Origin of the sequence: Anoxybacillus sp. J5B_2022, assembly GCF_026847645.1 — a bacterium.
GTDB lineage: Bacteria > Bacillota > Bacilli > Bacillales > Anoxybacillaceae > Anoxybacteroides.
Map to the genome: position 1 here is coordinate 64,325 of NZ_JAPSMC010000003.1, position 21,771 is coordinate 86,095.

Annotated in this window: 16 protein-coding genes and 1 pseudogene; 3 read left to right on the forward strand and 14 right to left on the reverse strand. The window is 44.7% G+C overall.

Annotated elements, in window-relative coordinates:
* Positions 1 to 78: 78 nt before the first annotated feature.
* From M4I42_RS01660 to M4I42_RS01700, 9 genes are all read right to left on the reverse strand, one after another.
* The gene (locus M4I42_RS01660) at positions 79 to 2,973 is read right to left on the reverse strand and encodes an ATP-binding protein (protein ID WP_268850525.1); all 2,895 of its coding nucleotides are present in this window, start codon (positions 2,971 to 2,973) and stop codon (positions 79 to 81) included.
* A complete protein-coding gene (locus tag M4I42_RS01665; RefSeq protein ID WP_268850526.1) occupies positions 2,960 to 3,331 on the reverse strand; it encodes a response regulator transcription factor in 372 nt (123 codons plus the stop codon). The genes M4I42_RS01660 and M4I42_RS01665 overlap by 14 nt, the downstream gene beginning before the upstream one ends.
* Complete coding sequence (locus M4I42_RS01670; protein WP_268850527.1) at positions 3,331 to 6,561, reverse strand: hypothetical protein; 3,231 nt, start codon at positions 6,559 to 6,561, stop codon at positions 3,331 to 3,333. Before M4I42_RS01670 ends, M4I42_RS01665 begins: the two co-directional genes overlap by 1 nt.
* The gene (locus M4I42_RS01675; protein ID WP_268850528.1) at positions 6,558 to 7,970 is read right to left on the reverse strand and encodes a glycosyltransferase family 2 protein; all 1,413 of its coding nucleotides are present in this window, start codon (positions 7,968 to 7,970) and stop codon (positions 6,558 to 6,560) included. The genes M4I42_RS01670 and M4I42_RS01675 overlap by 4 nt, the downstream gene beginning before the upstream one ends.
* The gene (locus tag M4I42_RS01680; RefSeq protein ID WP_268850529.1) at positions 7,961 to 9,010 is read right to left on the reverse strand and encodes a HEAT repeat domain-containing protein; all 1,050 of its coding nucleotides are present in this window, start codon (positions 9,008 to 9,010) and stop codon (positions 7,961 to 7,963) included. Before M4I42_RS01680 ends, M4I42_RS01675 begins: the two co-directional genes overlap by 10 nt.
* Positions 9,011 to 10,618 (reverse strand): diguanylate cyclase, encoded by a 1,608-nt coding sequence (locus tag M4I42_RS01685; RefSeq protein WP_268850530.1) that lies wholly within the window; start codon positions 10,616 to 10,618, stop codon positions 9,011 to 9,013. It lies immediately after the preceding gene.
* Between the two features lie 33 nt (positions 10,619 to 10,651).
* Entirely contained in the window at positions 10,652 to 11,554 is a 903-nt protein-coding gene (locus M4I42_RS01690; RefSeq protein ID WP_268850531.1) for a chemotaxis protein, read from the reverse strand.
* Between the two features lie 121 nt (positions 11,555 to 11,675).
* The gene (locus tag M4I42_RS01695; RefSeq protein ID WP_268850532.1) at positions 11,676 to 12,326 is read right to left on the reverse strand and encodes a glycoside hydrolase domain-containing protein; all 651 of its coding nucleotides are present in this window, start codon (positions 12,324 to 12,326) and stop codon (positions 11,676 to 11,678) included.
* 265 nt (positions 12,327 to 12,591) lie between these two features.
* On the reverse strand, positions 12,592 to 13,815 hold the full coding sequence (locus M4I42_RS01700) for a sialidase (protein ID WP_268850533.1): 1,224 nt from the start codon (positions 13,813 to 13,815) through the stop codon (positions 12,592 to 12,594).
* Positions 13,816 to 13,953: 138 nt separating this feature from the next.
* On the opposite strand from M4I42_RS01700, the pseudogene M4I42_RS01705 reads away from it, so the two are divergent.
* Positions 13,954 to 15,467 (forward strand): annotated as a pseudogene (locus M4I42_RS01705) (MDR family MFS transporter).
* A 72-nt stretch (positions 15,468 to 15,539) separates the two neighbouring features.
* On the opposite strand, the gene M4I42_RS01710 reads toward M4I42_RS01705, so the two are convergent.
* Both M4I42_RS01710 and corA read right to left on the reverse strand, forming a co-directional pair.
* The gene (locus tag M4I42_RS01710) at positions 15,540 to 16,094 is read right to left on the reverse strand and encodes a TIGR00725 family protein (RefSeq protein ID WP_268850534.1); all 555 of its coding nucleotides are present in this window, start codon (positions 16,092 to 16,094) and stop codon (positions 15,540 to 15,542) included.
* 18 nt (positions 16,095 to 16,112) lie between these two features.
* Positions 16,113 to 17,078 carry a magnesium/cobalt transporter CorA gene (gene corA / locus M4I42_RS01715; RefSeq protein WP_268850535.1) on the reverse strand — a complete coding sequence of 322 codons (966 nt, stop codon included), beginning with the start codon at positions 17,076 to 17,078 and terminating at the stop codon, positions 16,113 to 16,115.
* Between the two features lie 174 nt (positions 17,079 to 17,252).
* On the opposite strand from corA, the gene M4I42_RS01720 reads away from it, so the two are divergent.
* Entirely contained in the window at positions 17,253 to 17,474 is a 222-nt protein-coding gene (locus M4I42_RS01720) for an IDEAL domain-containing protein (RefSeq protein ID WP_268850536.1), read from the forward strand.
* Between the two features lie 160 nt (positions 17,475 to 17,634).
* Complete coding sequence (locus M4I42_RS01725) at positions 17,635 to 18,786, forward strand: aminotransferase A (RefSeq protein WP_268850537.1); 1,152 nt, start codon at positions 17,635 to 17,637, stop codon at positions 18,784 to 18,786.
* A gap of 102 nt (positions 18,787 to 18,888) precedes the next feature.
* Here M4I42_RS01725 and M4I42_RS01730 read toward each other — a convergent pair whose 3' ends face one another.
* The 3 genes from M4I42_RS01730 to M4I42_RS01740 are packed head-to-tail and all read right to left on the reverse strand — an operon-like array spanning position 18,889 to position 21,711.
* Positions 18,889 to 19,863 carry a quinone oxidoreductase family protein gene (locus M4I42_RS01730; RefSeq protein ID WP_268850538.1) on the reverse strand — a complete coding sequence of 325 codons (975 nt, stop codon included), beginning with the start codon at positions 19,861 to 19,863 and terminating at the stop codon, positions 18,889 to 18,891.
* Positions 19,860 to 20,648, reverse strand: a complete 789-nt coding sequence (locus tag M4I42_RS01735; protein WP_268850539.1) for a 2-phosphosulfolactate phosphatase — start codon at positions 20,646 to 20,648, stop codon at positions 19,860 to 19,862. Before M4I42_RS01735 ends, M4I42_RS01730 begins: the two co-directional genes overlap by 4 nt.
* A gap of 4 nt (positions 20,649 to 20,652) precedes the next feature.
* Positions 20,653 to 21,711, reverse strand: a complete 1,059-nt coding sequence (locus tag M4I42_RS01740) for a phosphotransferase family protein (protein ID WP_268850540.1) — start codon at positions 21,709 to 21,711, stop codon at positions 20,653 to 20,655.
* Between the last annotated feature and the right edge of the window lie 60 nt (positions 21,712 to 21,771).

Sequence of the window (21,771 nt, forward strand, 5' to 3'; positions counted from 1 at the left end):
CGTTATTATGCATAACATTCCTTTTTTTAATCAAAAAAAGACTGCCTTTTTATGAACAAAAGGCAGTCTTATCGTCACTTATTCGCTTTTTTCTTCGTCGCGATCATATTCATCGGTAACCGGCACTAAAATTTCTCCATGCCGTTCTTGTTTCAGTAAAATTTGCAAAATCGTTTTTGAAAGCTGGCTCGGTTGATACGGCTTGACGAGATAATCGCTTGCTCCAAGCGTCAATCCTTTCTCTGTTTCCTCAAGCGCGGACGAAATAACAATCGGAATTGAAGAAAGTTCTTTATCTACTTTCATTTCCTTCAGTACGTCCCATCCCGACATTTCGCCTTCTTCGAGCATAATGTCGAGAACAACAGCGGCCGGTTTCATCGCTTTCATCGCTTCAATCGCTTCTTTTCCGTTTTTGAAACTCTTCACATTAAAACCGCTATCCGATAACTCAGCTTCTAATAGCGAGGCTAAATTTCGATCATCTTCCACGATGATAACACTCACTCCACGGTCAGTCTGTGCATCGCTACCATGATCCATCTCAACAGCAACAAGCGGCAAACGTACCGTGAATGTGCTTCCTTTTTTCACTTCGGACGTAATCGTTACTTCTCCGTCATGCGCTTTGACAATTTCTTTCACAATCGCCAAGCCAAGCCCCGTTCCACCAATGCGGCGGCGGTCGGAATTATCGACGCGATAAAATTTCGTAAATAAATGAGGCATCGCTTCCGCTGGTATGCCAAGCCCTTCATCTACTACATCAATGTTTAGTCGATCTCCTTGTTCATAAATGCGCACCGTCACCGTACCACCATCCGGTGAATATTTCACCGCATTGCTAATTAAATTCGTGAACACTTGCGCTAATTTATCGCGGTCACCGAGCACGATCGTCCGGTCGGTTTCCTTCTCGACCACAAACTGATGAATGGCCGTGTTTACTTTTTGCGTTTCAATGACATTTTGGATAATCGGAACGATATCTTCGTATTTTTTGTCATACGTTTGTCTTCCTGATTCCATGCGCTGCACGTCAAGGAAGTCGTTAATAAGCGCCGTCAGCCGTTTTGCTTCTTGATAAATGGTCGTTAAATATTTCCGTTGTCGCTCCGGTTTCAACTCTTTATTTAACATTAATTCCGTAAATCCAAGCACACTAGAAAGCGGGGTACGCAATTCATGGCTGACTGTACTAACAAACTCCGACTTCATTTGATCGACTTCAAATTCTTTCGTAATATCGCGGTGGACAAAAATCATCCCGAACCGTTCTGTTCCACGGTAAAGCGGCTCCGCGTACATTTGAATCACTTTCTTCTCGTCTTTGACGTGGTACGTAAACGATTTTATTTCGTTCCCAGCGTGAAAAAGAACATTATCTAAATATTGGGACAAATTTTTTTCATCTACTACTTTTTGAAGAAGCAGTTCCTTCCACTGTTCGTACGGAGTTTGGGAAATGGTGTTCACATCCACTTTTAAAAAGTTCGCAAGCTGCGTATTCATCATTAAATTCACGCCGTTCCTATCGACAAGTTGAATGCCTTCTTGAATGTTATTTAAAATATCTTGCGTCATGCGGCGATCTTTTTCCGACTCTTCGTATAATCGGATTTTTTGCAAAGAGATCGATACTTGTTTCGCCAGCCGTTCGTATTCTTCGATTTCATACGGCAAAAATTCGCCGCTGAAACGGCTGAACATCATGACCGCTTCCACTTCTTGCTCCGCAGAAAGCACCGGCAACAATAAATCGTACGAATATAGCGTTTCTTCATAGTAGCTTTTTTCCGAAGCCGGCAATTCTCGCTTCACGGCAAACGACTGTTTCGTCTTCAATAGCCGCTGGGATAGCCCGTTATCCATATAGGCTAAAAATTGCTGAACTCCTTGTTCGGACAGCCCGAATGCGGAATGCGATTTTTGCTCATTCAATAGTACGATCATGCCGCGGTCCGCATCCATCACTTTACACATATTGCAAACGATGCTGTCGAGCACTTCTTGTTTTTTTAATGAATTGGACAGCCCATTAATAAAGTCGTTGCGCCGCTTTAATTCTTGTTCCCTTAGCTGCATCATTTCTAGCGCTTGCTCAAGCTCCGCTTGTTGCGACTCTAGCTCATCTTGTTGAGCTAGTAATTCTTCGTTTTGCGCGACTAAATTTTCTTCTTTTTCTTGAATGCTATAAATCATTTTTTGGAACGCTCGTGACAATTTTCCAATTTCATCGTTTCGTTCGCTTAAAAGCGGCCACTCCCGATATTCTTCATCGTTGGCAAACTTCTCTGCTGCTATCGCAAATTCAGTAAGCGGCTTTCCAATTTGTTTCGTCATCATGCGAATAATGATCATTAAAACAAGGAGTATCAACAAAATAAGCCCGACAAACGCCATTTGGCTTTTTGTTTGCTTTGTTATGAAATTAACATATTCATCATCTAATTGCGTTTTCAATGTTTGATGATAGTCCATGAGTTGTCTTTGAAATTGTTCAATCGCAGCGGTCCCGCCGTTTTCCGAAATCTTCAATACCGCCTGAATATTGCCGTTTTCAAATTCCATAATCGCTTGTTTCACTAACTGATCGAAATAATACGTAGCAAATGAATCAGCCGCATCTAAAAATTGTTGATCTTCTGTTGTATGCGCTAACGGTTTTAACTGTTTTAATGTTAGAAGGACCGCCTCTTTTTGACGAAAAACGCTTTGTTTAAACTCTTTTCGGCCAAATGCCAAATAACCGCGCACATCTAAAAACGCTTGCGTAAACGCCCGATCTAGTTGTTCCACATATTTTTCTTTTTTTTCGATCTGCTCGCGTTTCCTTTCAAAGTCATTTGTTGTCGATTGTTGATAAAAAAGCAATAGAGAGGCACCAACGAAAAAGATCGCAATAAATCCGCCCATTAACCCGATGAACTGCCGTGCTAAACTTTTGTGAAAATAACGCTTAATTTTCTCCATGTAAAATCTCCTCAATCCGTTTCACTAATTCAATCGGGCTGTACGGCTTTGCCATAAAATAATCGGCGCCGGCTTCGAGCACACGCTGCTGATCAGCTTGCTGACTTTTGGCTGACAGCATCATAATTTTGACATGCTTTTTCTCCGGAATGCTCCGCACTTGCTGAATGACTTCAAGCCCTGTATAAATCGGCATCATATAATCAAGCAAAATTAAATCATAATCATTTTCTTTAATCAGCTCGATCGCTTCTTGCCCGTCGCACGCTTCGTCAATGTCATATCCTTCATCTTCTAACGTATCGAAAACGAGCATGCGCAGTACTTCTTCGTCTTCCGCAAGCAAAATTTTCGCCATTACTTTTCTTCTCCTTCCCTTGAAAATATTTTTTTCATTTCTTCATACGATTGTTTGAGCCGCTCGTGGTAGTTCGGCTCTTCCCACGTGCGCCATTCATATCGATAAAATTGCTCCGCAGGCAGCACCGCATTGTTCAGCGCTGGATAAGCGAACGTCGTCTTTCCGTCCGTTTCATATAGACCAATGCGAATGCCGTCAATGTGTTCGCTGCTAGCTAACCCATTTTTCGACCAAACATCACCCATCACTTCCCGCATGCTCGGATCTTTTATGTTTAAAAGTAGCCACGGAATGCGGATTTCATACATCGTTCGATCCGCGCTGACACTAATATCAGTGAGAGAGTTGTAGGCAGCGTCATTCGGATTGGCCGTTCCGAATCGGAAAATGCCGGTTTCATACGATTGAAACGGAATTTTCGTTCCACGAATGTCAAGCTCTTTATTCAACGTTAAGAGAATCGGATGGTACACGCCATTATCTTTTTTATTCGCATACGGCACTTGCGGAATCATGTGTAAAAGATATCCGTAATGATAATAAAACGTATCGTAATAACTGTCTACCCATAATCTTGCTTTGTTCGTCCCTTTGATCGCAAGAACGAAATCAACGTCAGACGTTTTCACTCCCGGTATATGCAAAATACGGGATTGGCCTTGGTTTTTGATCGTGTTAAACAGCACATACGTTTCTTTATTTTTTGTAATCCGATTCGTATCGATGCGCAAATACAAATACCGTTCGTCGCTTGTAACGTACATCGCATGATTATTTTCTTGAAACGCCGGCTTCACTCGTTTGAACTCCCAGTCTTCCGCTCGACCATCAACTTTGATCATATCCGTTTCGCTTTTTCCAGGGTCGAAGCTTAACAAACCAAATTGTTGCTCGTTTGTTTGCGCGTTCGACCAGAACGGTCGGCGGTTCGGGTTATCATAGTCCATCGTGTTCCACGTCCGCTTAAACCATTCATCTTGCCATGTAAATACAAGACCACCGGCCATTTTTTCATGCACAATATCTTCAAACAGCTTTCGGTCGATTTCGCCTTGTTCTTTCTCAGAATGAAATCCTTGGTTCATCCCGTATACGTTCCGATGCGTCATCCCCCTTGACGAAGGGACGCCGAACTCCGCCACTAAAATCGGCATATGATGAGCTTTTTTCATATCGCGCAAATAGCCGGCATAGTTGTTTTTTTGTCCGCGATGGTCAATATAATTGACGTATTTCTTTTCATAGTTCAAAAAATCCGGATAGTAAGGATAAATATGATAAGAAGCGAATAAACCGGTATATAATTTGTCTGTGCTTTTCATGACATTCGGATTAACAGAAACCATATCTTCTTTCTTAAGCGGTTCGCTCGGATGTTTCAATAAATCAGTCGTGACCCAGTTCGTGAAACTGACCGGCCGTTGCCAATGATACGTCTTCGTTTCATAAGCGATCGCTTCATCGAGCATGCGCGCCAGCCAAACTTCAAATGGCTGCGCTTTTTCGGTATAAATGTATGTCCCGCGATAATCAGGAAGCCCTTTATGTTTTTCATTTGTCGCCAACACAACGGTCGGATCCCACTCAACTCCGAAAATCCAGCCGAGCACATACGGCGAAATGTCATAGCGATACGTCCCACTCGCATGTCCTAGTCGCTTCGGCAAATTCGCTTTTCCGTGCACAATGTCAATCGTCCGTTTGATTTCTGCCCAAAATTCGTCCGTATTTTCTTTTGCGAACGCATCGTTTGTCCGCAAAAACGTTTCTTCATTTACCCAGACGCCATGGAATAAATAAAGCGGACGAGCGGCGATTTGATTATATTCGTAGAGTGCTTCGTAAAACGCTGGCGGGTGAATCGTATAGACGCGGACGGCGTTCGCATTCATTGCGCCGATTTGCTTAAACCAGCGGAAATACTCCTCTTTTGTGATCGCCGTTTCCCCCGGAAACGCCCCCGGTTTGGAAATTCCCATGTTTACTCCTTTAATGAGAATGTTTTTCCATTTTCCGTTTTTATAAATTTGAATGTAATCATTCCCAACCGTTCCAGCGAGACGAATGCTGTTCTTTTTGTAGATTTGCACCGTTTGCAGCGGCTTGACGTTTCGTTGCTCAATCTCTTGCAATACGTGTGTCATCATCGGAACATACGCTTTCCAATAAAAAACCGATGTGTTGTCTGGACTATTAGAAGTCGTCCATTTCCGCCACGTATTGAATCCAACCGTCTGATAAATGTTCGGCACATCCGCTTCATCCGCATAATCGCCGCAAAAATAGTACGACTCATATAAGCGGTTCACGTGGTGAACAACTGCTGGAAACGTGCTTGGCAACCCGAGCGCACGCAACGTTTCTTTTCCTCGTTTCGATAGCGAAAGCGTATACGTCGCTAACACTTCGTTTTCATCTAGTGGCTTAACGATATCGAACCAATACGAATAAGGAACGCTTCCGCTTTCTCCCCATTTTTTTTCTCCAGCTTTCGTATAGGAAAAAACTACTCCTTTCTTGCCGATCTCGCGTTTGTCCATGACGACAAGGCGATCATTCTCATCGACGAGCACATAGCCCGGCCCTTGGAAGCGAAACGGACGGCCGTATTGCTGTTTGTAGTTTTCTTTCACCCAAACCGGCACTTCGCTGCTTTGCAAGTCCGGAAAATATCGCCCAATCCATCCCGTCCATTCGAGATTCAACAAAGCATAAAATTGCTTGCGGACACTTTCAGATGTCGGATGGGCAAACGAGTTAAACTCCGCAATCAACACTTTCCGGTCGCGCATGACCATCTTGCGAAGCGCTTGAACATCGTCTTCCGTCATGCCCCCGTATACTTTGGCAGAGCGCCGACCCGTTTTACTTTTTTTCAAAAACTCTTCTTCATATACGCCGTACGTATCTGTCACATATACGGCATCATAACGGGCAAGAGAACGAGGAAGATGTTTGACATCATATGTCCCTTGCTTTGGAACAAAACCGATGTAATCCCATTTTAAATCATATTTCGTTCCGTCAGGTTTGACGTATTTTTGTTGATTCAATATCCACATAAGCCCTTTATGTTCTCGGTATGAATTGTCTGGAACCGTTTTATCAATCACCAGTAGATTCAGTTGCTTCGCCGGCTTTAGTTGCCAAAGCCAATACGGAGACGAAACAAGTGCAACAATCGCCCCAAGATAAACAAAAAACCATACGAATCTTCTCTTCCTCATTTTGACACACCTTTTCTCACCATTTCTCCCCATCCTCTCTTTTTACGAAGCACATCGATGATTCCTTCACACCGCCATAATACAGTCAGCGGGCGGTACCATAACGTTTCCGTTAAAGAAAAAAAGAAAAGGCGAACGAGATCGGATACGTTCGGAAATTTACGCACCGTCCATTCTTCTAAAAGTACGGCAGCCATCGAAAAAATCGAACCATATACGACCGATAATAAAAATAGTAAAATCGCAAACTCCATATAAACGCCGCCTAAAAATAGCGATATGACCATGACAATGTAACCTAATAATTCCACAACAGGTCCTAAAAATTCAATGATCAGAAAATATGGCATCGATACAAGCCCAATGGACCCATAGTTCGGATTAAAAATGAGGCGGCGATGGATCCATAAGCTTTCAAATAGTCCGCGATGCCAGCGACGCCGTTGCCGTCGCAAATATTTGATCGATTCTGGCGCTTCGGTCCAGCATACTGGGTCGGGAACGTACACAATTTTTCGATCTTCTTTTCGGTCTTTGATTAAACGGTGAAGCCTTACGACCAATTCCATATCTTCCCCGACCGTATGTGCATATCCACCCGCTTCAATCACCCATCGTTTCGAAAAAACGCCGAACGCGCCGGACACAATTAACAATAGGTTGTGGCGGCTTAAGCCGATTCGCCCCATTAAAAAAGCGCGCAAATATTCAATCACTTGCATCACGACAAGCGGGTGACGCGATAAACCGACTTTAACGATTTCGCCTCGCTCAATTTCACAGCCGTTGGCGATGCGGATGCTGCCGCCAGAAGCGATTACTTCACCGTCCGAATCAATAATTGGCTTCATCACTTTCAAAAACGCGATTCGCTCTAATACGGAATCTCCGTCAATCGAGCAAAAGTATGGATAGCGCGACACGTTAATGCCCGCATTTAACGCGTCGGCTTTGCCGCCGTTTTCTTTATCAATGACTAGCAAATGCCGATACAGTTTTGAACGATACACCGCTCTCACCGGTTTTGTTTTTAATTGTTGGCGAATGACTTGGTTCGTGCGCACGAGTTGAAACGACTCGATTAATTTGGCGAGTGTATCATCGGTCGAACCGTCGTTAATGACAATAATCTCGTACTCTGGGTATTCAATGCTTAAAAGCGAACGAACCGTCCCAAAAATTCCGGCGGATTCATTATAGGCCGGAACTAAAATCGATATCGGTTTGGCGTAACTAACGTCGAGCAATTCTTCGTATGGCTCCCACTCATCTAATTGGTACGATCTGCGAAGTTGAAACAATGAAACGAGCAATAGAAATGAATAAAAGGCGATGACAGCTACCATAAACGCAAACACAAACCAGCCGACAATCGAAAGAAACGTTAACCATTGATCATTTATCGCCATGTTTCCAATCCTCTTTCTAGCCATTCTTGAGCCATATCGCGAGCATAAGGGTCATCGGAAGCAGCCGCCACTTCTTTTAACACCTCTATGCCTTGTTCCATTCGCAATAACGACTGGGCTGCTTGTGAGCGAACAGAAAACGTTTCATCGCATAATAGCCGAACGAGTTGCGGAATCAGCTCATTTGCACGAATGTTACCGCATACTTTAATCGCCATCAGCCGCTCTTGCCAGTGTGGTGAAGCTAAATGGAGCTTAAGCTTTGAAACATCGAGAAAATAGCCCATCGCCGCGATCGCTTTTAAAGAACGGATGCGAATTTCCGGCGATTCATTCGTTAAAAGGCGCTCGAGAAAAGGTCCATACTCGCTTCGATTGCGGATTCCGATGATGTCAATGAACGCATATTGCATGATGGGCGGCCATTTCGAAAAACGTTCAGCCGCATAAGAAAGCATATCGTCGCTCATATAGCGAAACAAGAGACGATACGCAAATTCCGTCAGCGGATACTTAGGAGCAACCATCCGTTCATAAAGATCTCGGTAATCAAATATAGCGTATATTTTCAAAATTTGTACTTCTTCACTTTTCGTCAATTTTCGCGAGTGATATAAACGTTTGATATCGTTGATCATTGCTTTCATTCGAAAATCTTCAATAAAAAACAGTGCGTTCATCCGCACGCTCCAGCGTCGATGCATGAGTTGCTCCCGAATTCGCTTTTGAAAGTGTGTTTCAGCAAATTGGCGAATCCGCTCTTGAATATGTTTGCTCGCTAACACGCTTGAAAAATGTTCTAAAAGCTCCATTAACGCCTGTTGCTTAAGCGAGGAACGGCAGGAAAGTTCCCCTTCTCCTATTCCTTCATTCAAATATCGAAATATCGTCTGTTGGTAACGCTCTTTATATTCATTAATTTTTCGCCGCTTCTCGTTTTCTATCACCTTTTGAACAACAAGATAAACAAACAAACTTGTTAATATGATGAGTAAGCTCACTAATCCAATCGCAAAATAAAATAGCTCCGTCTGCTTCACTTAACTCATCCTCTTCATCATTTGGCAAATTCTTGCCTCAAGCTCGAGCAATTTAAAAGGTTTTGTAATATAATCGTCTGCCCCAAGCTCAAGCGCACGGGCAATATCGTTCTCACTTCGCCTTGACGTGAGCATAATGACTTTATAACGATCCGACCGTTTTTGCTGGCGAATCCACTGCAATACTTCCAACCCGTCCATTTTTGGCATCACGCCGTCCAAAATGACTAAGCACGGCGAATGCTCTCGATGCCAGTTCGATGCAATAAATTCAACGCCATCCTTAAACGTTTGCAACTCGTGCTTCGTTTTTCGTTCACATGGCAATTTCGTGACAATATCGGTAATAATCGTTCGCATAATCGGATCATCGTCGACAACGGCAATTTTGATAATTTTTTGGTGAACTGCTTCTTGCGAAGGTGTTGCACTTACTACCCGATTGCGGCCGTTCTCTTTCGCTTCATATAGAGCGTTATCAGCAAGACGCAGCCAATGTTCCAACGGCTCATTTGCATCCGTAATTTCCACCACTCCGCAGGAAAACGTGCGCGAAAACGCGGTACCACCTTCTCGAAACGAGTGGCACTCGAACTGTTCACGCAATCGGTTGACCACTTCGCTTGCTTCTTCACGACGTGTTTTTGGAAACAAAATAACAAATTCTTCCCCGCCAAAGCGGACGATAATGTCGCTCACGCGTGTTCCTTGCTTTAAAAACCGGGCAAATTCCCGCAAAACAACATCGCCGACTAAATGGCCGTAACGGTCATTCACTTGTTTGAAATGATCGAGATCCAACACCGCTAAACAAAACGGTTCTTGTGAGCGTTGCCAGTCGCTTTGCAACAGTGCGTATGCTTGCTTTAAATACTTTCGGTTATAGACGTGCGTTAATTCATCAAGCAACAACATTTCATCAATATGTTTTTTTCGTTCCAGTTGCCGTTTTACGCGCACGATAAATTCATCTAAATCGAACGGCTTTTGAATAAAGTCGTCCGCGCCCATTTCGTAACTTTTTATCCGCACAGCTTTACTGCTATCAACGCTGACCATTATCGTGGGGATAAACTGCTGTTTTAGCTTTTCTTTTAAAAATTCTAGCACGGCAAAGCCGTCCGTTTCTTTCATATGAATATCGATGACGACGCAATCCGGCCGCACGTCATAAAAAGAAGTAATCGCTTTTTGCGGATTCGCAATCGCCGCCACATACCAGCCGACTTTCTCAAGCTGTTCTTTCATATACATTAAAAACGACGTATCATCGTCAATGAGTAAAATGACCGGTTTGTCTCCATACTTATTCCCTTTATCAGTAAACGAAACTGGTGCATCTTTTTTGTTTTCATCAAACCATTCGATAATCTCGAATAAATATTGTTTTACTTCCTCTATCGTCCATTGTTTGTCGTCTGTTTCGTTCAACTGGTTCATCAGCTTTCGAGCTTTGCTTCCTATTTCATCAAATCCGATAATCGAGGCCGTTCCAGCAATCGAGTGAAGAAATCGATACACTTCATTATGAGAAATAGAGGGTACCGTTTCCCACTCTTCTAATTTTTTTCGTATATTTTTTAAAAAATATTGTTTATATTTATCCATAAACGATCCCCTTACCTATATTACGATGGACCATTATAAAATGTATTGGTCAATGACTTTCACTAACTCGCCGATTTCCGGCTTGCTTACTTGCGCGGTCGCCCCCACTTTTTCCCCTTTATGCCGAAGATCGTCCGTAATGAGCGATGAGAAAATAACGACCGGAAGTTTTTTTAGATGTTCATCTTCGCGAATACGTTTCGTTAGATGATGACCGTCCATTTGCGGCATTTCGATGTCGGTGATGACAAGCTGTACTTCTTGTTCAATTGGTTTTCCTTGTGTTACGACTGACTGTAAATAATGAAGCGCCTCTTCACCGTTTTCAAAAAATTCAACAAACACATATCCCGCTTCGGCAAGCGTATCGTGCAACAGCTTCCGCAACAGCGGAGAATCTTCTGCCACGACAATTTTTTTGTTCGAACGTTCCCGCTTTCCAAGCTTTTTTACTTGTTGAACGTTGATTCCTGATTCAGGGTTAATGTCAACGATCATTTTTTCAAAATCGAGAAGTAAAATCATTTTTCCTTCTAACTTAACCACACCAATAACTTGCCCATCTAGCCCTTGGTACATTTGCGAAGGTTTTTCAATTTGTTTCCAAGAAATGCGATGGATGCGCGTTACATTACGTACGTGGAAGACGACTTTTTGCTGATTAAATTCTGCAACAATAAATTTATCTTGTGCCGGCGTTTCCGACGGCGGCAGTCCAAGCGCTTTTGCCATATCAATAACAGGAAGCACCTCGCCTCGCAATTCAATAATTCCTTCGATATGTGGATGCGAGTGTGGAACTTTTGTAATCGGAGCTGGATTTAAAATTTCCCGCACTTTCATGACGTTAATCGCAAACTGGTTCTCCCCGATTAAAAATTCGACAATTTCTAGTTCATTTGTCCCGCTCTCTAATAAAATTTCTTGCTTTTCCATATTGTATGACATCTCCTCTTTATAATATGCCTATGTTCATTATATTTTGTCGAAAGAAAAGAAGAAACATTTTTCTATCATGTTGTAAAATCAAAAAGGTTGCCTTTTGAAACGGCAACCTTTAATACAACAATTCAAGCAATCGACGATCTGCTAAATTTGTGTCGACTGAGCAAGCTTCCGCGTCGCGCCCATATTGCCATGCCCATACATTCGCCTTGCAATTTGGTGAAGCTGGTGCATATTTTGGCGCCTGCTGTTCTTTCGTCGTTCCCGGCCTTGGCGCTGAACTCCAAATAATCGCTTGGACAGCCACTTTATTCTGTTGTTGCACTGCCTCGCAATACGCTTTTGCAAAATCGCCTTTTGTCGGGTCAGCATAAAGCCCTGGACGATATCCCGTCGGATACAACGTTTCCACCCACGCACGAATCCAAGCAGCATCGACGACAAAAAAATCTTCGATATTGGCAAACAATACTTTGTTTTTCGGAACCCCGAGCCGTCGCGCGTGAAAAACGGCGTTGCGGGCAGCAACTTGACCGTTGGAAAAACCTGTCGCCTGGCGAAACGCGTTATAAATCGGTAAAATGTGAACACCGTAGTTTCGCAACAACGTGATTTCTTGCCGCGTTAATCCGTCCGAAACGTTCGGCACATCGGTTAAATAACGCCCCCAAAACTTCGGGTAGCCAAGTTCATTTTTGACGCAATAAAACAACTGCTCTGTCACCCTTGCCGCTGAATCCACTCCCCAAACCGCTCTCGCCATCTTCTCATCCCTTTCACTTTTTTCTTCATGTATATGATTTCAGCGGTTTGTCTTATCAAGCTATTTTGCGAGCGACAATATAATTTCCACGCACATTTCTTTGTCTAGGCTGGCTCGTATAATGAACCGTTCCGCCCCTTTCACGGATTAAGCGGTTAGAAATCATATATACGATTAAACACTGGATAGCCTTTTTCTCTCGTGCATTCATTTTTTAGAAAAATAAATAACACGCTTGGCATTCGTTCCAAGCGTGTTCTGCTCGTTACCCTTTCCAGCGATGAAGCAACTCATGACGCTCGCCGCGGGCGAAGACATCAATCCGGTTTCTCCCCCATGAAATCGCAGCCGGTTCGGAGGTGATGCGACCGTCAAGATGGACAAAGTCGCTCCATTGTTGCCCGTCCCAATATTTATAAAGCAGTTCATGATTCGCTCCGCGGGCAAATACATCAAGGCGATTGGCGCGACGTGCTGCCGCCGCCGGGCTAGAAGTTAATACGCCGCCAAGGTCTTCCCAATCGCTCCAGCGCGCTCCGTCCCACCATTTATGCAACAATTCGCGCTTTGCGCCACGGGCAAATACATCGATCCGGTTTTCTCCCCACGAAACCGCTTCTGGGGCAGATGTTATTATCCCCCCTAAGTTTTCCCAATCACTCCAACGTACGCCATCCCACCATTTATGGTATAAGTACCGATCTTCGCCGCGCGCAAACACATCTAAGCGATTTTCTCCCCATGAGGCGACGGCAGGGCTGGAAGTTAATATTCCCCCTAAGTTTTCCCAATCACTCCAGCGCGCCCCGTCCCACCATTTATGCAGCAGCTCATGCTCCGCGCCGCGCGCAAAGACGTCGATCCGATTTTCTCCCCATGAAATAGCGGCGGGGGACGATGTTAATGCTCCCGCTAGGTGCTCCCAGTCACTCCAACGCACTCCGTCCCACCATTTATGCAGCAGCTCATGCTCCGCGCCGCGCGCAAAGACGTCTAAGCGGTTCTCTTTCCAAGAAGCAACAGCAGGGCCAGACGATACCCCCCCGCCAAGGCTTTCCCATTTGCTCCAATCTTGTTCTGGCTGATAGCCAATATTCTCGAGAACTTCGCGAATCACCGTTTTGACAAGATGCCCCACTTCTTTTTCTGGTACACGGTAGGCTTGCAATACGACAAATAGCCAAGGCGACTGCGTTTTGACGATGTGGAACAACTGCTGAACGCGCTGGTCGAGCGACCCGCTTACATCGTTTTTATGCTGCAACGCCATTTGTACGACGACACGAAATATATAGCGCGATACGTTGCGTGGCACGTAATATTGCCCAAGAGTTGCATATAACGGCTGCAACGCCGGTCGGATGATGCGCCAAATATCATCAAATTCTTGATCTCTCGCGCGTTGTTCGCGATCGTAATAGTCGATTAACATTTCTGTAAATCCCGGCACATATGCCGAAAACGCCCCATACGGATCCAAACGGTTCATATCGGCCCCTCCTCTTATGAAAGATCCATCACTTTATCGTATGATGTTGGTTGACAGGATAGTCCATTTTTGTTGTCATCATAAAGACTTTCATTATAATAGATATATGCTTACTCATTTAGGAAAAAAGGAGAAACAATGATGAAACAGGAAAGCAAGAAAAAATTTGTCGTTATCGGTTTATTGCTCGGCATTTTGATGGCAGCGATGGATAATACGATCGTCGCCACTGCCATGGGAACAATCGTGTCAGAACTTGGCGGGCTCGATCAATTTATTTGGGTCACATCGGCCTATATGATTGCAAGCGTCGCCGGGATGCCGATTTTCGGAAAACTTTCCGACATGTACGGACGGAAGCTATTTTACGTATCTGGCTTGACGCTCTTTTTAGTCGGATCGATTCTTTGCGGACTTGCGCAAAATATGGTGCAACTAAGCGTTTTCCGAGCAATTCAAGGGCTAGGCGGCGGTGCCTTAATGCCGATCGCGTTTACGATTATGTTCGATACGTTTCCGCCGGAACAGCGCGGAAAAATGTCTGGTCTGTTCGGTGCTGTTTTCGGCATCTCAAGCGTATTCGGTCCGCTTCTCGGAGCGTATATTACCGACTACATTGACTGGCGATGGGTGTTTTACGTCAACGTTCCACTCGGTCTATTGTCACTTTTCTTCATCGGTAAATTTTATTTTGAATCACTAGAACATCGTGAACAAAAAATTGACTGGTGGGGAGCGATTTTGCTCGTGTCGTCTGTTCTTTGCCTTATGTTTGCCTTAGAGCTCGGCGGCAAAGAATACGCATGGGATTCGGTTGTTATCATTAGTTTATTTGGTGGTTTTGCCGTTTTCCTTGTCTTGTTTTTCTGGGCGGAAACGAAAGCAACCGATCCGGTCATTCCGTTTCATTTGTTTAAAAAACGGCTTTTTGCGACCGCGCAAGGAATCGGCTTTTTATACGGCGCAACGTTTATTCTCGGAACGATTTTTATTCCGATTTTCGTTCAAGGAGTATATGGCGGAACTGCGACAAACTCTGGATTAATTTTAACGCCAATGATGCTCGGCTCTGTTGTCGGCAGCCAAATTGGGGGCGGTTTGCGGCTAAAACGTCGTATCGCAATTTAATGATTATTTCCGGGCTGTTCTTTTTAACGGGCATTTATTTATTAAGCACTTTATCGGCAGATACCGCTCGTTCCATCGTCACGATCTACATGGTCATTACCGGGATCGGCGTCGGATTTTCGTTCCCGCTATTGAGCATGTCTTCGATTCACGGCCTAGATATGCGCCAGCGCGGGACCGCAAATTCGACGAACACCTTTTTCCGCTCCATCGGTATGACATTAGGCGTAACGATTTACGGTACGATTCAAAACCATCTGTTAATGGACAAATTAGAAAAAGCGATGCCGATGATGAAGCAATTTAACCCGTCTGGCGATACGCGCGTTCTGCTTTCACAAGAAGCCCGCGCCCATATTCCGCCAGAAGTATTGCAAAAAATTGTTGACGCGTTAGCAGACTCGATCGCTACGATGTTTGCTTGGGCGATCATTCCGGTCATCATCGCGATTATTCTCATTTTATTTATGGGTCCAGCGCGTCTAACGGACCAATTTTCCGAAACGAAAAAAGCACAATCATAAAGGTGGGATAATTCCCCACCTTTATGATTACTTAGCTTCGCCACAGCTGGACAGTCGCCTCCGCTTTTCTTTTTAATCCCCGATTCGCCCTGTATTTTTTTCTTCATTCAGCGGCTCTTCGATGCGCTTGAACGCTAAATCAACGGCCGCTTCCGCCGAGTCGCAAAAGGCGATTTCGACGGTGCGGCGCTCGTCTAAATACCCACCTTCATAAACGACCTCTTTTATTTTCGCTGCCCAGCCCCCTGTCGTTTCAATGATAACAACCGGTTTTCTATTCATATAGGCAGCCGACAGTTCACCGAGCGTCCCGTTGCCACCGCGAATCATAATAAGCGCATCGGACGAATGAACGAGAATAAGGCTACGGAAATCGAAATGCAACCCGGTTGTAATCGGCACATCTAAGTAATCGTTCGCCACATCGGTGCGATCTCCTGCCAAAATACCAATCACCAACCCACCTGCTTCTTTCGCCCCTTTTGAAGCAGCTTCCATGACGCCGCTGCCTCCGCCGGTTAACAACACGGCTTTGCGCTTGGCAATCTCCCCTCCAACGGCTTCAGCCATTTTTCTGACGTCTTCAGGAATATCTCCTGATTGTCCAATGACCGCAATTCGTTTCATCTTACGCCCTCCCTTGCGTTACCGATTTCCTTTATGAAAACGAAACCAACCGTTTTTCTTAAACCATAAAAACATCGCCGCCGCGATGAGCGCCATAACTCCAAGCACCGTAAAATAGCCGTACTTCCAGTGCAATTCCGGCATATAGTCAAAATTCATCCCATATATGCCGACGATAAACGTCAACGGCATAAAAATCGTCGTAATGACCGTCAATGTCATCATAATTGTATTCATTCGGTTCGAGTTCAATGATAAGTAGCTGTCGCGAATATCTGACGTAATCTCGCGGTTTGCCTCGATCATCTCCACCAATTTTAACAAATGGTCGTAAATATCGTGAAAATAAATATGTTGCTCTTTTATCCGCTGCAGTCGATCGGAATTAATAATCCGGTACAATAAATCACGCATCGGCACAATCGTCCGCCGTAATTTTGATAAATCACTGCGAATATCAAACACTTTTTCAATAATTTCTTGGATCGTTTCGTCTTGCGTATTTTCTTCCAGATCGTTTAATACATCTTCAATATGATAAAGCGGTGGGAAATAGTCGTCCACTAATTTATCTAAAATGCGATAAAATACATGGAAAGGCCCTATTTGAAAACTTTCGTCTGTTTTTAACCGCTCCCATACTTGATTGATGCCCCAAGTCGATTGCTTATGGAACGTCACAATAAAATTTTGCCCAACAAATACGTCCACTTCTTCTGCTTCTAACGTCTTTTGATTGATCGAATGCAAAACGATAAATAAATATTGCTCATAAAAATCAAGCTTCGGTCGCTGCACATATTCTAAACAGTCTTCAATCGCTAGCGGATGAAACTGGAAAAAATCAGCCAACAATTTTGCTTCTTCATCTGTCGGCTCATGAAAATCGACCCAATACCAAGAAATATCATGATTTTTTAACATTTGTAGCGGCAGGTCGTACACCACTTCAAAATCTTTTGTCACGCCGCACGTACGAATCATCTTGCCCACTCCTTTCCGTTCAACTCCCCTCTACATATCATAACCGAAAATGCACGAAATCGTTTGTAAAAATTACTGCTCTTTAATTTATCAAAATTTTCTTTACATTTTTACAAAAAACAACGATAATATAAAAAAGGGAACCTTTCGTTCCCGAACAAGGGGGAGTCACATATGTATGAAAAACATTATCCTCACGAAGTCATGTTTGGTCAACCAGAAGAGAAAAATAGTTATGGGCCACTTGCGCAAATGATTTTGGAACAAGCGATTTTCCTTTATCAGAAAAATAAATTAATGGAAAAGATTGATGAAGCGTTAGCGACAAAAAATAAAGAATTATTTTTGGAGCTATCCGCTCAATATAACGAGTTGCTAAAAAAATATGGAGCGTAAACAAGGAGATTGCGAGATGGAATGCGAAGCCTCACAGTCATATAGCCTCTTCATTAGGTGAGCCACTTCTTCAACGAAACAGAAGAAGACGGCTCACCTTTTATAATTTTTTGGTACAATGAAAAAAACAAAATTTTTATAACGGAAGGAAGGGCTATTCGTGGAACATCTCATTCAACCACGCGTGAGAAACATTGAAATATCAGGGATTCGCAAATTTTTCAATATGGTAGCTGACCGTCCGAATTTAATTTCGCTGACAATCGGTCAACCGGATTTTCCGACTCCGGAACATGTAAAAGAGGCAGGAAAAGCTGCTATCGACAACAACTTTACTACTTATACTCATAACGCTGGATTGGCGGAAGTGCGCCAAGCTGCCTGCCAATTTGTTCGCGAAAAATACGGACTTGATTATGATGAACAAGAAGTCATCGTCACCATTGGCGCAAGTCAAGCGATCGACATTGCATTTCGCACCATTTTAGAAGAAGGAGTCGAAGTTATTTTACCTGGACCAGTATATCCGGGATATGAACCGATCATTCGCATGTGCGGGGCAACACCAGTATACGTCGATACGCGCCATAACGGCTTTCGCCTTTCCGCTGCGCTGATCGAGCCTTACATAACGGAACGGACACGCTGCATCGTCCTTCCATATCCGTCCAATCCGACAGGAGTCACCTTATCAGAACAAGAGCTACTCGAGCTCGTCCGGTTGCTGAAAGACAAGCCGATTTGGATTTTATCTGACGAGATTTACAGCGAGCTTGTCTATGCCGACCGTCATCGCTCGATTGCCGCTTGGCTGCGCAATCAGACAATCGTCATTAACGGGCTCAGCAAATCGCACTCAATGACGGGATGGCGCATCGGTTTTCTGTTCGCACCAGAATTTTTAACGAAGCATATGCTGAAAGTGCATCAATATAGCGTATCGTGTGCTTCTTCCGTTTCACAAAAAGCGGCATTTGCGGCTTTAACAGCAGGAAAGGATGATGCAGTTGAAATGCGCAAGCAATATCAAAAGAGGATGGAATATGCATACGAACGTCTTGTAGACATGGGATTAGAAGTGGAAAAACCGACTGGCGCTTTTTATTTGTTCCCATCCATTCAATCGTTCGGTCTATCTTCTTTCGCTTTCGCATTAGATTTAGTTGACAAGGCAGGGGTCGCGGTCGTTCCCGGCAGCGCCTTTTCCACCTATGGCGAAGGCTATGTCCGGCTGTCGTATGCGTATTCGTTCGAAACGTTAAAAGAAGGGCTCGACCGGATGGCGCAATATGTTCGCCAAAAAAGAGGATGATAGAAAAAGACGACTGCCCCTTCAACAAAACGGAACGTATATCGCACGTATATGCGGTAATAGAAAAGGATGTCCTGTAAAATTTCAGGACATCCTCTCTTGTTATGGAACGAGAACTAGCTTCCCATGCGTTTGCCGCGATTGTAATAAACGGTGAACATCAGCCGCCTGCTCGAGCGGATAGACGCCGCCAATCGTCAACTGAATGCGGCCCGTCTGCACATAATGGAGCATCTCTTGTAAACTTTGTTGATACAATGCTTGTTTTCTCATCATTTGTGGCAAGAAGAAACCGATCACGGATAAATTTTTTCCCATTAATAGCGACGGCGTCATTTTCGTAAACTGGCCGCTTGCCACTCCATATACGACGAGGCGGCCAAACGGCGCTAAACATTGCAACGTTTGCTGAAAAATGTCTCCACCCGCCATCTCTAGCGCTACATCTACCCCTTTGCCGTCTGTAGCTGCCAATACTTCGTTATTCCAGCCTTCTTTTGTGTAATCAATCGCCACATGCGCACCAAGCTGCCGAGCAAGCGCGCGTTTTTCTTCTGTACTTGCCGTGGCGATGATGTTGCCTGCACCAAAAATTCGCGCCAGCTGAACGGAGACCGTCCCTACTCCACCGGCCGCTGCATGAATCAGCACCGTTTCCCCTTCTTCTAATCGGCCCATCGTTTTTAAAATGTGATACGCGCTTAATCCTTGCACAGGAAGAGCGACCGCTTGATAAAAATCCAACCCGTCTGGAAGCGAAATGACGCTTCGTTCATCAACAAGCGTATATTCCGTATAGCCGCCCGCCTCGATTAACGCGACGACACGCTGCCCAATTTGAACAGAAGTAACCTCTTCTCCCACTTCGCAAACGGTTCCTGCCACTTCTGTCCCTGGAACGAACGGTAATGGCGTCGGCACGACGTATTTTCCTTCCCGCCGCGCCGTATCAGCGTAATTGACACCGATTGCTTTTACTTCAATGAGCACCTGTCTTCCTGTTGGTTTCGGTATGTCGCTTTCGATCATTTGCAGCACTTCTGGGCCGCCGTATTGTGTAAATTGAATACTCTTCACCCAATCTCCCTCCCGCTATTTTTTTTCAAAAGCTGACCTGCTACATCGCGGATTTCCCCGCCACGTTCCGTCGGTTGCAACATCGGAATAACCGTCAACACGCCGTGAGTATTAATATAGTCAAGATCCGCCTCTAGTCCATACGCCATCATCCAGCGGCCCACACGCGCAGACGATAACACTTTTTTGCCGCCGTCTTCCGTGGCATATTGCTCATAAAAAAGATATGCCGCTAGTGCAGCATCCGATAGCTGTTCCTGCGCCATCCCGTTTTGCAACAGCTCGGCCACTAAATACCCTGCTCCGTAAAAATCTTCCAAACAAAATCGGCCGGAAGAACCGGAACAAATGATGACGATCGTTTCTGTCAGATGATGATGGCAAATATAGCGGGCAAGCGCACGCGCGTTTAGCAAACTACCAATATAAAGATGTGAAGCGGCCATCGCCTTTCGAATCGCCACCGTTCCATTCGTCGTCGACAATACAATCGTTTTTCCTTGGCTAATCGATTGCAAAGAAAGCGGGGCAGGTGAATGGAAGCCGGCAATTGTTCTTCCTTCGTATTCCCCAACCAACTCATAGCTGCCGTGCGGCAACGACCACACCTGTTCGCGCGCTTCCGCTTCGTTCCGGACAGGAATGACCGCCGTCGCCCCGAAGGACAACAACGCTGTAATCGTGGAAGTCGCAAGCAGCACATCGAACACAACTGCCACTTTTCCTTTCGCTAATTCCGTTTCTTCGATCTCTTCTTTGCGAAACACAACGTGGATGTTCGCCATCTCTTCACCTCGTCGTCGCGGTCTGCCATGCATATTGAATGAGCGACTCAACAAACTGACCGAATTTTCTAAAACGTTCATCCGCTGTCTGTCCACGGCGGAAACGGTAATAAATTTGCTGACAAATGACCGCCAGCTTAAAGTACGCAAACGTTAAATAAAAATGCATATTCGACACATCGCGACCGCTTTTTTCGGCATACGCTTGAATAAACTCGTCGCGCGAATAAAAGCCAGGATAGATGGTGACAGACGGTTTGCCGAACGCATTTTTTAAAAGTGGTGGATCGTCTGCTTGAATCCAATAACTCATCGCCACTGCCACATCGGCGAGTGGATCGCCAACCGTTGTCATTTCCCAATCGAACAAACCGACCATTTTGGCAATATCTTCTTCCGCAAATAAGGCGTTGTTCAATTTATAATCGTAATGAATGATCGCCGCCTCGCTTTTATTTGGAATATGCTGAACGAGCCACTTCGTTAATGTTTCCACCTCTGGAATTTCATCAGTTTTCGCCCGCTCATAGCGCTGAATCCATCCATGCACTTGCCGCTCCATAAATCCGTCCGGTTTGACCATTTCGACAAGTCGCGTTGTTTTGTAGTTCAAGCGGTGTAATTCGACGAGCGTAGTCACCATCGTGTCGGAAATGCGTTGTCCAATTTCTTTCGTCGGCTCGATGTGCGGCGGAAACTCATGGTCAAGTACCACCCCTTTTCTTCGTTCCATTAAAAAAAACGGGCTGCCAATGACCGCTTCGTCGTCACAAAACAATAGCGGCTTCGGCGCGAGCGGAAAGAGCGGATGAATTTCGGTAAGCCATGCGCATTCACGCCTCATGTCGTGCGCTTTCGGTGCCACAGGTCCGTGCGGCGGCCGCCGCAGTACCGCTTCCCACTCGCCAATGGACAATAAATACGTCAAGTTCGAATGGCCGGACGAAAATTGTTGCACATGTAGCGGTCCGTCCGGCAACCCATCAATGGCGTTTCGCAAAAATGATAGTAACTTTTCTACCGGCAATTCTTCCCCTTGGCGAACAGGAATGATTGCAGCCATTTTTGTTCCTCCCTTCCGTGTGTATAACGTTATCTACTAACCGGTTAGTATTGAAATAGT